Source organism: Litchfieldia salsa (assembly GCF_900104555.1).
GTDB classification, from domain to species: domain Bacteria; phylum Bacillota; class Bacilli; order Bacillales; family Bacillaceae_L; genus Litchfieldia; species Litchfieldia salsa.
Map to the genome: position 1 here is coordinate 1 of NZ_FNJU01000020.1, position 14,277 is coordinate 14,277.

A 14,277-nucleotide genomic window follows, 5' to 3' on the forward strand; every position below is an offset into this window, starting at 1 on the left:
ATCACCCTCTCAGGTCGGCTACGCATCGTTGCCTTGGTGAGCCATTACCTCACCAACTAGCTAATGCGCCGCGGGCTCATCTGTAAGTGATAGCCGAAACCATCTTTTAATAGAGAACCATGCGGTTCTCTATATTATCCGGTATTAGCTCCGGTTTCCCGAAGTTATCCCAGTCTTACAGGCAGATTGCCCACGTGTTACTCACCCGTCCGCCGCTAATATGAGGGAGCAAGCTCCCTCAAATCCGCTCGACTTGCATGTATTAGGCACGCCGCCAGCGTTCATCCTGAGCCAGGATCAAACTCTCCAAAAAGAGTATTGATTGCTCAATAGTTTGTTACTAATTTTAAAACGTTGACGTTTGTTTATTGTGTTCAGTTTTCAAAGAGCTTGTCTTTCTTTTTGTGCCGCTTTATCTAAGCAGCTTTATTATATTATCATTTGTCGTTTTCGAAGTCAACACTTTTTTAAATTAGCATTTGTAAAAGTTATTTGCCTCAGAAGCGACGTTTATTAATATATCACCATAGCATTTTAATTGCAACACTTTTTTTCTATCTTACAAAGATTATATAACTAAGTAGAACACAAAGTAGATCTCAAAGGATAAAAAAACAAGGACGCCCTAAAGACGCCCTTAATAAACCTTATCTATTTCTCATTTGTGGAAAAAGTAATACATCTCTGATTGATGGAGAATTTGTTAGTAGCATAACAAGTCGGTCAATACCAATACCCAATCCACCAGTCGGAGGCATACCATATTCTAATGCTTCAATGAAATCATCATCCATCATGTGAGCTTCATCATTACCTTGCTCTCTTTCTTGAATTTGAGCTTCAAAGCGCTGACGTTGATCAATAGGATCATTCAATTCTGTAAATGCATTTGCATGCTCACGAGCTACTATGAATAATTCGAACCGATCTGTAAATCTCTCATCTTCGGGATTTTTCTTAGCCAAAGGTGAGATTTCTACAGGGTGTCCAAATATGAAAGTCGGTTGAATTAATTTCTCTTCAACTTTTTGCTCAAAGAATTCATTCACAATATGACCGTACTGCATATTGTTGTTAATTTCAACACCGTGGTCTTTCGCGAGTTGCCTTGCTTCCTCAACACTCATTTCTTTCCAAAAGTCTACACCTGTATGCTCTTTAATTGCATCAACCATATGAAGTCTTGTCCATTCTGGTTTTAAATCGATTTCATAATCACCGTATTGTACAGTAGTAGTTCCAAGGACATCTTGGGCAATATGTGCAACTAAATTCTCAGTCAAACTCATAATATCTTTGTAATCAGCATATGCTTCGTACAATTCGATCATAGTGAATTCCGGGTTATGCCTTGTTGACACCCCTTCATTTCTAAATACTCGTCCGATCTCGTACACCTTTTCTAAACCACCAACAATAAGACGCTTTAAGTGTAGTTCAATAGCAATTCTCATATAAAGAGGGATATCTAATGCATTATGATGTGTGACAAATGGTCTCGCTGAAGCTCCACCAGGAATAGAGTGCATCATTGGTGTTTCTACTTCTAAGTAACCATGGTCATCTAAATATCTGCGCATAGAACGAATGATTTTACTTCGCAATATGAACGTATCCTTACTCTCAGGATTCATGATTAAATCAAGATATCTTTGACGGTAACGTTGTTCAACATCCTTTAAACCGTGAAATTTCTCAGGAAGAGGTCTAAGTGATTTAGATAATAGTTCGAACGATTCTACTTTTATCGAAAGTTCTCCAACCTTTGTCTTAAATACGTTTCCTGTCACTCCAACAATATCACCTAGATCAGCTGTGTTAAAGACATCGTATTGTTCTTCTCCTACAGCATCTTGACGAATATAAAGTTGAATTTGTCCTGTAAGGTCTTGGATGTGGGTAAAGCCTGCTTTACCTTTTCCTCGCTTTGTTTTAATACGGCCCGCAATCGTAACTGTAATTTCTTTCTGATCAAGATCTTCCTTTTCAATCCCATCATACAGATCAATCAACTCTTTTGACGTGTGAGTTCGGTCAAATCGCTTTCCAAATGGATCTAATCCTTTATCACGCAAGCTATTTAACTTTTCTCTTCTAACTATAAACTGATCGTTCAATTCTTCCTGACTCATAAGATCACTCCACTATTTATTTATTAATATAGTATATCCAAGCATTAACCCGAAACAAACAAATATATGTATTGTATGTATGTTTTATAAAATACTCCCTTAATTATATAAGCAGAAAAACTGCCAGTAAGCAACTGGCAGTAGCAATAAACAATAATTTCAGGTAATTTGTAACCGTTCAGATTTGCATATTGCTAAACTACCTGTGTATTGCTTTGTTGCTTATGTTCAACCTCATCTACAAAATTATATAATAAAGTAACTAAGTCTTCCCGAGTTACACATTCATTAACAGAATTTCGAACGATAGCATTGCCTCTTATCCCTTTTAGATACCAAGCAGCATGCTTTCTCATTTCTCTAACCGCTACATTTTCATTCTTTAGATCGATTAAGCGATCTAAATGTAAAATACATACATCCATTTTTTCTCGAACCCCTGGTTCGGGAATCATTTCTCCAGTTTCAAGGTACTTAACAGTTTGGTAAATCATCCATGGGTTACCTAATGCTGCTCTACCTATCATTACACCATCTACCCCAGTTTCCTCGAGCATGCGTTTCGCATCCTGTGGAGTCTGAACATCGCCATTACCAATAACCGGAATTGAGACGGATTGCTTCACTTCTTTAATGATGTCCCAATTAGCATGACCTTCATACATTTGTACACGAGTACGACCATGAAGCGCTACAGCTTTCCCCCCTGCACGTTCAACTGCTTGGGCATTCTGAATCGCAAAAATATGTTCTTCATCCCACCCCATACGCATCTTAACTGTCACAGGTTTATCCACCGCATCCACTACCGCCGAAACCATTTCATAGATTTTGTTCGGATCTAATAGCCATTTTGCACCTGCATCACATTTCGTAATTTTAGGAACTGGACATCCCATATTTATATCAATGATATCAGCTGTGGTGTTTTTATCTACGAATTTAGCCGCTTCTACAAGCGTTTCTTTTTCACCACCGAAAATTTGTAGGCTTAGTGGTTTCTCTTGTTCATCTATATATAACATTCCCATTGTCTTAGCATTGTTATAGAGGATTGCTTTATCGCTTACCATTTCTGCACAAACCAATCCAGCACCAAACTCTTTCACAGTCAGGCGAAATGCAGCATTACAGACTCCTGCCATTGGAGCTAAAACCACCTGGTTTTTCATTTGAATATCTCCAATTTTCAACATAGTAACCCTCCTTAAGGATTAATCCGTGTTCTTAGGTGCTAATTCACTAACTGTTACACTTAGTAATTCTGCAACCCCATTAATAAACTCTTCACTTGGTACACGGTTACCACGCTCTATCTCACCTAACACAGACACGGAAACACCAAGATTCTTCGCAAAGTTCTCTTGTGTGTAGCCCTTCAATTTTCGAAAAGCTCGTATGCGCCTTCCCCACTTTTCCGCTTCCATAGTTGTACCTCTTCTCTGTCTTGTAATCCCTGTATGAATAAAGATATTGGCATCTTTGTATACGGATGTTCTATTCGATCATCAATCTCCGTCAACGGAACTAGAACAAAAGCTCGTTCATTCATCCGCGGATGAGGAATTATTAACTTCTCTGTTTCAATATTTTCGTTATTATATAGTAAAATGTCAAGGTCTATCGTTCGAGGACCCCACTTAATATCCCTTTTTCTTCCAAGTTCCTTCTCAATTTGTTGAGTAACTTCCAGTAAATCAATAGGTTCCAGTAAGGTATTTGCTTTAATTACCATATTTAAAAATAAATCTTGCTCAAGATAACCTACAGGTGCTGTTTGATAAATCGAGGAAGTTTCAATTACTGATATTCGTTCATCCCGGTCCAAGAGTTTGACTGCTTCATGCAAATGGAATAAACGATCCCCCATATTGGAACCTAAACCAATATATGCTATATTCAACTCATCTACTCCTTTGTACCTCTACGGCAACTGATTGATAATGACCTTGTATAGGAGGATTTGGTTTAATTACTTTTACAGTGATCACGTTAATTGAATGAAATTCATTAAGGATCGCTTTCGTAATCTTTTCTGCGACGGCTTCTATCAGTTTATATGGTTCTCCCTCAACAATTTCCTTACAAATATGATAAAGCTCCGCATAATTAATCGTATATTGTAGGTCGTCCGTTTCTCCCGCTTGCTTTAAGTCTGCTTCTACAACTAAATCAATAATAAACCGTTGACCTAAACGTGTTTCTTCAGGGAGTACACCATGATAGCCGTAAAAATCCATTTGATTTACATAAATTTTATCGATGGTTCTCTCCTCCTTTACCAGTTAGTTCATCCATCATACTTACTAATCGTTTAGTTAAGACTACATTATGAACCCGAACAAATGAACAGCCTTTTTCTATAGCTAGACAAGTGGTTGCACCTGTCCCTTCGTCTCTTTGTTCAGGAGGAAGATCCAATATTTGCCCGATAAATGACTTTCTTGAGGCTCCTAGTAAAACAGGGTATCCCAAACGATGAAATTGTTCAAGGTTTTGAATTACCTTTATATTATGGTCATAGTCTTTCGCAAAGCCTACACCAGGATCAATAATAATCTTCTCATCCTTCACTCCAGCATCTTTGACTATATCGATACTTTCTTGCAAATCAACGAGCATATCTTCAATAAGATTTTTATATTCTTTATTAGGACGGTTATGCATTAGAATGATTGGCACCTCAAACTTAGCTGCAATATAAGCCATTTCAGGGTCCGCTTTTGCTCCCCACACATCATTGATTATATGAGCTCCTGCTTCGAGTGCTCCTTTTGCTACCTCTGCTTTATATGTATCAATAGAGATAGGAACGTCGACCACTGATGATATCGCCTTAATGACTGGGATGACTCGCTCTAACTCTTCTTCAACAGAAATCTTCTGGTAACCAGGCCTTGTTGACTCTCCACCAATGTCAATGATATCCGCGCCTTGTTTTACCATTTCCCTTGCATGCTCAACTGCATATTCTAACTGATTATACTTACCTCCATCAGAAAATGAATCTGGTGTAATGTTTAAAATACCCATGATATATGTCTTATCGGCAAGTGGAAATTGATATGAACCAGATGAAATCTTTGAAGATTTTATTGGAAACCTATTCTTCAATTGTATCTTTCCTCTCTATTAAATCACTTTTACTCCACAGTTGGTATCGATGCTTCTTATATATTCTTTGAAGTTTTGATGTAAGAGCATCAGTATGTCCAGCAAAGTTCTTATTGTTTACTGCTGATATATGAACAATTTCTTGAATTGAATTTGTAATAAAGATTTCATCACTGTCCATCAGTTCACTAGGAGAATAGTAACCCTCATTTAACTTATAACCTAAAATATAAATTAACTCCTTTAGATACGATCTAGTTATTCCATTTAATATCCCTGTTTCTAATGAGGGAGTATAAAATGATTGATTCTTTACCCAAAAAAGATTTGAAGTAATCCCTTCTGAAAGGTAACCTTCCTTGGTTAGTAATAACCCTTCTTTCCTTGGATCATTTCCAAGTTCACGTTTGGCATAGATATTATTTAAGTAGTGATGAGATTTCAATCGAAATGGACCCTCTGGAGTATTACGGAGTGTATTTAGAATAACTGCTTCTTTCTCCACTATTAATTTAGGCAGTGGCTTGGCAAAAATTATAACGGTCGGATCCCCATATTCACCAATCTGTAACCCAATCTCGCCTTTGCCTGCAGACACATTAAACCTAATATAAGCATCACTTAAGCCGTTCGCTTCAAGGGTACGATGTACCATTTGCAAGAGATCCTCTTTTGAATACTCAAATCGTATATTAAGCTCCTGCAAAGCTATCCTTAAACGCATAAGATGGTCATCGAATAAAAAGGGATGACCATCATATACTCTAAAAGTTTCAAAAACACCAAGACCATAGATATATCCATGATCAAATGGTGTGATTCTTGCTTCCTCTTCTTTTATAATTTCGCCATTTAAATAGATGAACATGAAGTATGCTCAGTCCTTTTATACTTATTTATAAAATTCTGCAGCATTTCTTTCCCGAAAGAAGTCATTATGGATTCCGGATGGAACTGAACACCTTCAATTGGGAGGGTTTTATGACGAATTGCCATAATTTCCTGTTCATCTGTCCAAGCTGTTATTTCTAGACAATCAGGTAGAGTCTCCTTCTTAACAATAAGAGAATGATATCTTGTTGCTGTTAAAGGGTTCTCTAGCCCTTCAAAGATTGTTTCGTTATTATGATGTATTTGCGATGTCTTTCCATGCATTAAGCGCTCAGCACGAACAACATCACCTCCAAAAACTTGACCAATTGATTGATGCCCTAAACAAACTCCAAAGATTGGAATCTTACCGGCGAAATACTCAATTGCTTCAAGGCTAATACCCGCTTCATTTGGACTGCACGGTCCAGGAGAAATCATTAAAAACTCAGGATTAAGCTCTTCTATCTCTTTTATTGATATTTCATCATTTCGTTTAACCACTAATTCTTGACCTAACTCACCTAAATACTGAACTAAATTAAATGTAAAAGAATCATAGTTATCAATCATTAATATCATTCTATCTCACCTCATACTAAAATTTTTCTCTTGCTACTCAGCTTCACTTAATTCCTTTGCTTTCCACAACGCCTTTGCCTTTTTCAAGGATTCCTTGTATTCGTGCTTCGGATTAGAATCAATTACGATACCTGCACCTGCTTGTACATGTGCTATCCCATCCTTAGCAACAAGCGTACGAATTGCAATATTCATTTCCATTTCTCCTGAAAAACTAATCCATCCAATAGAACCAGTATATACCCCTCTCCGCACAGGCTCAAGCTCTTCTATAATTTCCATCGTTCTAACTTTTGGAGCACCGGTTATGGTCCCGCCTGGAAAGGCTGCTCGAAGAACATCGTAAGCATCCTTATCTGAAGCAAGTTCACCTCGTACATTAGAAACGATATGCATGACATGTGAATATTTCTCAATCACCATAAACTCATTAACTTCAACTGTACCAAACCTACAGACTCTTCCAAGATCATTTCTTTCTAAGTCTACAAGCATGACATGTTCTGCTCGTTCTTTTTCATTTTCTATTAGTTCATTTGCTAATTGACTATCTTCTTCTTCATTCATCCCTCTAGAGCGAGTACCTGCAATTGGTCTTGTGCTTACCTCAAGTCCCTTTTTCTTAACTAGTAGCTCAGGCGATCCACTAACTAACTGGAATTCTGGGAAATGGACATATGACATGTAAGGAGAAGGATTTATTTTTCGCAAATTCTCATAAATCTTCATTGGGTGTGACTCAAGTGTCTGTGACTGACGAACAGACAAGTTAACTTGAAAGATATCACCATTAGCAATATAGTCCTTAATCTTACACACAGCATCGTGGAAATCTTGTTCCTGAAAGGAAATAAGATTATTTGTATCTCCTTGATAATGAAAAGACAGTTCCTTGAAATCATTTAGGGGACTTGTCCATTGATGCTCCAACTGCTCTAATCTTAATTCCCCTTCGTCAATTGAATCTTCATAATGTGTAATTAGCCATAAAACCTCTTCTTCATGGTCAAATAAAACCAAGTCATTAAATACCATGAAGTAAAGGTCAGGGGTATCTAAATCATCTGCAGATTGTTCAGGTAAGCCTTCTATATACCTGGCATAATCATAACTAATAAATCCAATAGCTCCTCCTTGGAAGTCAGGGTATGAAGGATTCTGATTCGTTTCATAGTTCATCATCCATTTTTTCATACTGTCCAATGGGTCACCCTTGACAATTTCCTGTCGGTTCTCATCTACCATCGTAATAACTAATTCGTGATTTTTCCCTTTGAGTATTGCAAAGGGTTTTAAACCCATAATACTATATTTTCCACCGCGGCCACTTTCAAGTAACACATGGAAATCCTCATTATTGGATAATTGTTTATATTGATTAAACCAATTTATATGCTGATAACATATTTTCTTCGCTAGTGTTGTTCTCCGTTGCACAACCTCACACTCCTCATTACTCTCATACAGCTATTGTACATGATTCTTTCCATGTCATCACCATTTTGGGACAGAAGTATGCTTACAAAAAAAAGACTGTCCGAATCATGTATCCTAAGTGCTAAATACTCATTAGAAATCTAACAATAGTATTAAAATCAGCACCTAAACACTTCTTCAGACAGTCTCTTGGATTATATTTTTTTATTCTTGTTCAAATTGGTACAGCGGAGTGCTTAAGTAACGCTCTCCGTTACTTGGTAGAACTGCTAACACTTTCTTTCCTTTTCCAAGCTCTTTTGCTACTTTTAGTGCAGCAAAAATGGCAGCTCCTGACGAAATCCCACCAAGAATTCCTTCCTCACGTGCGGCACGGCGAGCATAATCAAATGCTTCATCATTCTTAACCGTCACCACTTCATCATATACCTTTGTATCAAGGATATCTGGAACAAAACCAGCTCCAATCCCTTGAATCTTATGAGGACCTGGCTTACCACCAGATAAAATTGGAGAATCAGCTGGCTCTACAGCAACAATCTTTACATTTGGGAAATGCTCTTTTAACACTTGCCCAACACCTGTAATAGTTCCACCAGTTCCAATTCCTGAAATGAATGCATCCACCCCATCGCTCATCTGGCTAACAATTTCTTTACCAGTTGTATTACGATGAATCTCTGGATTTGCTTCATTTTTAAATTGTTGAGGCATAAAATAACCATGCTCTTTTGAAAGTTCTTCTGCCTTACGAATAGCTCCACCCATTCCCTCTGGGCCTGGTGTAAGAACAAGTTCAGCACCATATGCACGTAATAAATTACGTCTTTCCAAACTCATTGTTTCAGGCATAACAAGAATCGCTTTGATTCCCTTAGCTGCTGCGACCATCGCTAATCCAATACCCGTGTTACCACTTGTAGGCTCAACAATTGTATCACCTACTTTTAATTCACCGCTTTTTTCAGCCGCTTCGATCATAGCAAGAGCAATACGATCTTTTACACTACTACCTGGATTCATAAATTCCAATTTCAAGTAAACATCTGCACTATTTTCATCAACAAGTCTATTTAATTTAACTATCGGGGTTTCTCCTACTAGCTCATGAATTGAATTTGCTACACGTACCATTTCAGAACCACCTCTTAATCCCTAGTATTTTTATTGGTTTTGTATACAATTTACCAATTGTTATCGAAATTGTCAATCATTTCGATTCACTTTTTTAAATTAATTTATTCGTTTTCATAAAACCAAGAAACCTCTGCTTCTTCCCAAAATGATTTGATAGAAAGAGCTCCCTGTACTTGGTCAATCGCAATCTGTCTTCTTATTTGATTTTTCACTTCATCAAAGCTATACGTTACACCTGGTATTACTTCATGTAAGTGGATTACAGCATAACCTTCTTCTAATTCAATAGGCTCACTCCATTGATTTAAATCCATTTGCTTAGCCTTCTCAATATACCCCTCTGGTACAAACCCACTTTCCTCTGAAACAAATCCAAGTTCGCCACCCTGACTTGCAGAAAATTCATCGATCGATTTTTCCATTGCTAGCGCCGAAAAATTTGACCCATTATCAAGTTCTTTAACTACTTGGTTTGCTTCCTCCACATTTTTAACAACAATATGTGAAAGATGATATGTCGTTGGTATATCATAAAGATCTTTGTTTTGATCATAAAATTGCTGTAACTCTTCCTCAGATATAACCGCATCTTTTGTAACTAATTCCTCTAACAATAAACTCATTTCAATTTGCTCTCTCCATTGATCATCATTAATTTTCTCGTGGTCAAGTGGATTATACATTGTTTTAATCATGGTTACTTCACGTTCAATTACATCTTCAGATATATCAATTTTATATTTACTCGCCATTTCCTTTATTACTTTCTCATCAATCATGTCTTCTAATGTCTCTTTCCCATAACGCTTTTCTAACTCAACTAACCATTCTTGTCTTGTTATGACAGTATTACCAATCTTTCCTACAGTTTCTTCAGTTGAGCTATTTATATCAACGCTTGTTGAAACCTTTTTGAAACCACCTTGATTGTTAGAGAAGAAATAAGCAACGGTCAAACAATTTAACAAGACTAAGAAACCTATTATTCCCCAAAGTATTTTAGTATTCATGTAACCCTCTCCCCAATATTTAAAGACTTTTTGTAGCAATTCTCTTTTTTTACTCCGCTACAATAAGGGCCCTATTATTTAGTCTGTTCTTTTAAATCAACAAGCTGTTCCTTCGTAAAATGATAACTTTCATTACAGAAATGACATTGAGCATCAGCTTTACCATCTTCATCGATCATATCTTGAATTTCCTGAACACCTAAGCTTATAATCGCATTTTCAATTCTCTCTCTTGAACACGGACAATTAAAGGACACATCCATCTTATCAATAATTTTGATATTGTCTTTTCCCAAAATTTCATACAGGATCTCTTCTGGTGTAAGACCTTTTTCAATTAAGCTTGATATTGCTGGAATTGTCTTAAGTTTTTCTTCAATTTCAACAATTGTCTCTTCGCTCGTCCCAGGAAGTAACTGAATTAAAAAACCACCCGCGGCAAGTATAGTATCATCAGGGTTTACCAATACTCCAACACCTACTGAAGAAGGTACTTGCTCTGAGGAAACTAGGTAGTATGTAAAGTCATCGCCTAGTTCACCCGATACGATTGGAACCTGTCCAGAGAATTGTTCCCTCATACCTAGATCCTTTACTACAGTTAATGTCCCCTCAGTACCGACAGCTCTTCTAACGTCTAGTTTTCCGTACTCATTTAATTCAAAATTCGTCTGAGGATTTGTAACATAACCTCTTACCTCTCCTTTGGCGTTACTATCGACCAGGATGACACCAATAGGTCCGCCACCTTCAACTTTGATTGTGATTTTATCTTCTCCTTTTAACGTAGCCCCCAACATGACTCCTGCTGTCATTGATCTCCCTAACGCTGCAGATGCAGTTGGCCATGTTCCATGTCTCCTCTGTGCTTCTGCTACTGTTTCTGTTGTACGAAGAGCATACGCTCGGACTTGTCCATCAAAAGCAAGTGCCTTAATCAAATAATCAGTCATAAAAAAACTCCTTTTTCTCGTTGTTGTACATCCTTAGAATGTTTTTTAAATTAGCCTCTTTGCCTTGGTTCCGCATTTCTTTCATAAATAAGCTGTAAGCCTTTAAGTGTTAGAAAAGGATCTATAACATCTATGATAGTAGATTCTTTCGAGATTAGAGATGCTAAGCCCCCAGTTGCAATCACTTTAGGCTCTATCTTAGCTTGTGATTTAAATCGAGTAACAATTCCTTCAACTTGGCCTACATATCCGTATACGATCCCGGCCTGCATCGCACTAACCGTATTCTTCCCAATAACATCATCTGGTCTCGCAATCTCAATACGAGGCAGTTTTGAGGCACGTGAATACAGAGCCTCTGTTGAAATACCAATCCCAGGAGCAATGGCCCCACCCATATAATGACCTTGCTCATTGATATAGCAATATGTAGTTGCTGTTCCAAAATCTACAATAATAAGCGGACTTCCATAAAGGTGAATCCCTGCTACAGCATTAACGATTCGGTCTGCTCCAACTTCTTTTGGATTATCATACTTTATATTTAGTCCTGTTTTAATCCCAGGTCCTACAATCATCGGTTTAATCTTAAAGTACTTCTCACACATTCTTTCTAGAGAGAACATGATTGGTGGAACAACAGAAGATATAATAATTCCTCGAATATCATAGAAAGAAAGGTCAACGTGATCTAATAGAGACTTTACAATCATACCGTATTCATCTTCAGTTTTATTTCGACTTGTTTCTATTCTCCAATGATACTTAAGCTCCTCTTGATCATATACACCAAGAACTGTGTTCGTATTTCCAACATCTAAAACAAAGATCATCGTATTCACCACTTAGATTCTATTTTTTTGAATTAATCATACCATAATTGGTCCAGAAAGGTTAACCACTAGGTCTTTGAAAATAACTTATACTAGTAGATATAAAAAAAGCGGTTTGACCGCTTGGGTCAAACCGCTCATCACTTAAATTATTTATTTTTGTCTTCAGGAGTTTCCTCTTTCTTCGTGTTGATGTTTACTTTTACATCATCAGAAGAATTTGAAGGTTTGACTGCAGTTTCAGTGCTTGAGCTAACAGGACGCTCTGGTAAAGTACCCTTGTCAACAAGGTTCTTAATCTGATCTGCATCCAATGTTTCAACTTCAAGCAATGTTTTAGCGATTAATTCTAATTTCTCTCGATTCTCTGTAAGAATTTGACGTGCTCGTTCATAGCTTTCTTTTATAAAGCGTTGAATTTCCATGTCAATTTCATGAGCAATCGCATCACTGTAGTTTTGTTCGTTATGAAGGTCTCTTCCAAGGAATACTTGACCACCTTGCGCTTGACCAAATTGTAATGGCCCAAGCTTCTCACTCATTCCATATTCTGTTACCATCTTGCGTGCAATACCTGTGGCACGTTGGAAGTCATTATGCGCACCAGTACTTACTTCACCAAAAACAATCTCCTCTGCAACACGACCACCCAGCAACCCAGTAATCTTATCGAGTAATTCTGGTTTTGTCATGAAGTAGCGATCTTCTCTTGGTAACATAACCGCATAACCACCAGCTTGCCCACGTGGGACAATTGTTACCTTGTGAACCATATCTGCTTCATCTAGAACAACACCAATGATTACGTGACCGGCCTCATGATAAGCAACAATATTTCGTTCTTTCTTTGAAATAACCCTTGTCTTTTTTGCAGGACCTGCAATTACGCGGTCTGTAGCTTCATCAATGTCTTCCATTTCGATTTTCTTCTTATTAGATCGAGCTGCAACTAAGGCTGCTTCATTTAATAGATTTTCAAGATCTGCACCTGAGAAGCCTGGTGTTCTCATTGCAATTGCTCTCAAATTAACCGTTTCATCTAAAGGTTTATTATGTGCATGTACCTGTAATACAGCTTCCCTTCCATTTACATCTGGACGATCGACTGTAATTTGACGATCAAATCGACCTGGACGTAATAATGCAGGATCAAGAATGTCTGGGCGGTTTGTTGCGGCAACGATGATAATACCTTCGTTCGCTCCAAATCCATCCATTTCTACAAGTAATTGATTCAGGGTTTGCTCACGTTCATCATGACCTCCACCTAAACCAGCTCCACGTTGGCGCCCTACTGCATCAATTTCATCTATAAAGATAATACATGGTGCATTCTTTTTTGCATTTTCAAAAAGATCACGTACACGTGATGCACCGACACCGACAAACATTTCAACAAAATCAGATCCACTGATTGAGAAGAATGGTACTCCAGCTTCACCAGCAACTGCACGTGCAAGTAATGTTTTACCTGTACCAGGAGGCCCCACTAAAAGAACACCTTTTGGAATACGTGCACCTAACTCTGCAAACTTTCGAGGATCTTTAAGGAATTCAACAACTTCAACAAGCTCTTGCTTTTCCTCATCAGCACCAGCAACATCTTTAAATCTAACCTTTTTCTTTTCTTCACTGTATAACTTTGCCTTACTCTTACCAAAGTTCATGACTCGGCCTCCGCCGCCACCTTGAGCTTGGTTTAAAAGGAAGAAAAAGAGTATAAAGATAATAACGAAAGGAATGATTGAGGTGAAAAATGTAACCCAGCCACTTGTTTCTTTCGCTTGAAGAATGCTAACATCTGCTCCACCTGTCGCAGCGGCTTCATCGATTCGATCCATAACATTGTCACTATTTACGACAAACGTCTGGAAGAATTCCTCTTTTTCAGCACCCTTTAGTTGACCTCTCACGACATAAACACCACGTTCGGGCTGTACCGTGAAATGATCCACCTCTCCATTTTCAAGGCTTGAAATAAACCCATTATACGTCAATTCCTTGGTTGGTGTATTATTTCCTTGGAAAAAGCTCACCACACCAATAATAACTAAAAAGATTAGTAAATAAAATATTGTATTACGGAAAATCCGATTCATCCCTTACCTCCTCCCACGATGAACAAACTATATTAAATAGTATCATAGTAAATTAAGTCAAATCAAACAATATACAAAGGTTTTCTTCGAGTTATCAGAAACTTATCAAG

The 14,277-nt window shown here is 37.6% G+C and carries 14 protein-coding genes and 1 rRNA gene; all 15 read right to left on the reverse strand.

Annotated features, from left to right (window positions below):
- Window positions 1-313 (reverse strand): 16S ribosomal RNA (locus BLQ56_RS21670); the annotation flags it as partial.
- A 334-nt stretch (window positions 314-647) separates the two neighbouring features.
- On the reverse strand, window positions 648-2,132 hold the full coding sequence (gene lysS / locus BLQ56_RS21675; RefSeq protein ID WP_090859491.1) for a lysine--tRNA ligase: 1,485 nt from the start codon (window positions 2,130-2,132) through the stop codon (window positions 648-650).
- Between the two features lie 194 nt (window positions 2,133-2,326).
- Window positions 2,327-3,328, reverse strand: coding sequence for a tRNA dihydrouridine synthase DusB (gene dusB / locus BLQ56_RS21680; RefSeq protein WP_090859493.1), 1,002 nt, complete (start codon window positions 3,326-3,328; stop codon window positions 2,327-2,329).
- Between the two features lie 18 nt (window positions 3,329-3,346).
- The gene (locus BLQ56_RS21685; RefSeq protein WP_090859495.1) at window positions 3,347-3,559 is read right to left on the reverse strand and encodes a helix-turn-helix domain-containing protein; all 213 of its coding nucleotides are present in this window, start codon (window positions 3,557-3,559) and stop codon (window positions 3,347-3,349) included.
- Entirely contained in the window at window positions 3,511-4,035 is a 525-nt protein-coding gene (gene folK / locus BLQ56_RS21690) for a 2-amino-4-hydroxy-6-hydroxymethyldihydropteridine diphosphokinase (RefSeq protein WP_090859497.1), read from the reverse strand. Before folK ends, BLQ56_RS21685 begins: the two co-directional genes overlap by 49 nt.
- 1 nt (window position 4,036) lies before the next feature.
- Window positions 4,037-4,396, reverse strand: a complete 360-nt coding sequence (gene folB / locus BLQ56_RS21695; protein WP_090859499.1) for a dihydroneopterin aldolase — start codon at window positions 4,394-4,396, stop codon at window positions 4,037-4,039.
- On the reverse strand, window positions 4,389-5,246 hold the full coding sequence (gene folP, locus BLQ56_RS21700; protein ID WP_386756507.1) for a dihydropteroate synthase: 858 nt from the start codon (window positions 5,244-5,246) through the stop codon (window positions 4,389-4,391). Before folP ends, folB begins: the two co-directional genes overlap by 8 nt.
- Window positions 5,236-6,114, reverse strand: coding sequence for an aminodeoxychorismate lyase (pabC, locus tag BLQ56_RS21705; RefSeq protein ID WP_090859500.1), 879 nt, complete (start codon window positions 6,112-6,114; stop codon window positions 5,236-5,238). Before pabC ends, folP begins: the two co-directional genes overlap by 11 nt.
- A complete protein-coding gene (gene pabA / locus BLQ56_RS21710; RefSeq protein ID WP_090859502.1) occupies window positions 6,099-6,698 on the reverse strand; it encodes an aminodeoxychorismate/anthranilate synthase component II in 600 nt (199 codons plus the stop codon). The genes pabC and pabA overlap by 16 nt, the downstream gene beginning before the upstream one ends.
- Window positions 6,699-6,731: 33 nt before the next feature.
- Entirely contained in the window at window positions 6,732-8,135 is a 1,404-nt protein-coding gene (gene pabB / locus BLQ56_RS21715; protein WP_090859505.1) for an aminodeoxychorismate synthase, component I, read from the reverse strand.
- Window positions 8,136-8,339: 204 nt separating this feature from the next.
- On the reverse strand, window positions 8,340-9,269 hold the full coding sequence (gene cysK / locus BLQ56_RS21720; protein ID WP_090859507.1) for a cysteine synthase A: 930 nt from the start codon (window positions 9,267-9,269) through the stop codon (window positions 8,340-8,342).
- Between the two features lie 104 nt (window positions 9,270-9,373).
- Complete coding sequence (locus tag BLQ56_RS21725; RefSeq protein WP_090859509.1) at window positions 9,374-10,282, reverse strand: peptidyl-prolyl cis-trans isomerase; 909 nt, start codon at window positions 10,280-10,282, stop codon at window positions 9,374-9,376.
- 74 nt (window positions 10,283-10,356) lie between these two features.
- Window positions 10,357-11,235, reverse strand: coding sequence for an Hsp33 family molecular chaperone HslO (hslO, locus tag BLQ56_RS21730; protein ID WP_090859511.1), 879 nt, complete (start codon window positions 11,233-11,235; stop codon window positions 10,357-10,359).
- A 50-nt stretch (window positions 11,236-11,285) separates the two neighbouring features.
- A complete protein-coding gene (locus BLQ56_RS21735) occupies window positions 11,286-12,068 on the reverse strand; it encodes a type III pantothenate kinase (protein ID WP_090859513.1) in 783 nt (260 codons plus the stop codon).
- A gap of 149 nt (window positions 12,069-12,217) precedes the next feature.
- Window positions 12,218-14,167 carry an ATP-dependent zinc metalloprotease FtsH gene (ftsH, locus tag BLQ56_RS21740; RefSeq protein ID WP_090859514.1) on the reverse strand — a complete coding sequence of 650 codons (1,950 nt, stop codon included), beginning with the start codon at window positions 14,165-14,167 and terminating at the stop codon, window positions 12,218-12,220.
- Between the last annotated feature and the right edge of the window lie 110 nt (window positions 14,168-14,277).

What these genes read in the sequence shown, in the direction of transcription:
- pabC (WP_090859500.1), bottom strand. Translation starts at nt 6,114, where the DNA reads ATGTTCATCTATTTAAATGGCGAAATTATAAAAGAAGAGGAAGCAAGA.
- cysK (WP_090859507.1), bottom strand. Translation starts at nt 9,269, where the DNA reads ATGGTACGTGTAGCAAATTCAATTCATGAGCTAGTAGGAGAAACCCCG.
- BLQ56_RS21685 (WP_090859495.1), bottom strand. Translation starts at nt 3,559, where the DNA reads ATGGAAGCGGAAAAGTGGGGAAGGCGCATACGAGCTTTTCGAAAATTG.
- BLQ56_RS21735 (WP_090859513.1), bottom strand. Translation starts at nt 12,068, where the DNA reads ATGATCTTTGTTTTAGATGTTGGAAATACGAACACAGTTCTTGGTGTA.
- lysS (WP_090859491.1), bottom strand. Translation starts at nt 2,132, where the DNA reads ATGAGTCAGGAAGAATTGAACGATCAGTTTATAGTTAGAAGAGAAAAG.
- ftsH (WP_090859514.1), bottom strand. Translation starts at nt 14,167, where the DNA reads ATGAATCGGATTTTCCGTAATACAATATTTTATTTACTAATCTTTTTA.
- dusB (WP_090859493.1), bottom strand. Translation starts at nt 3,328, where the DNA reads ATGTTGAAAATTGGAGATATTCAAATGAAAAACCAGGTGGTTTTAGCT.
- BLQ56_RS21725 (WP_090859509.1), bottom strand. Translation starts at nt 10,282, where the DNA reads ATGAATACTAAAATACTTTGGGGAATAATAGGTTTCTTAGTCTTGTTA.
- hslO (WP_090859511.1), bottom strand. Translation starts at nt 11,235, where the DNA reads ATGACTGATTATTTGATTAAGGCACTTGCTTTTGATGGACAAGTCCGA.
- pabA (WP_090859502.1), bottom strand. Translation starts at nt 6,698, where the DNA reads ATGATATTAATGATTGATAACTATGATTCTTTTACATTTAATTTAGTT.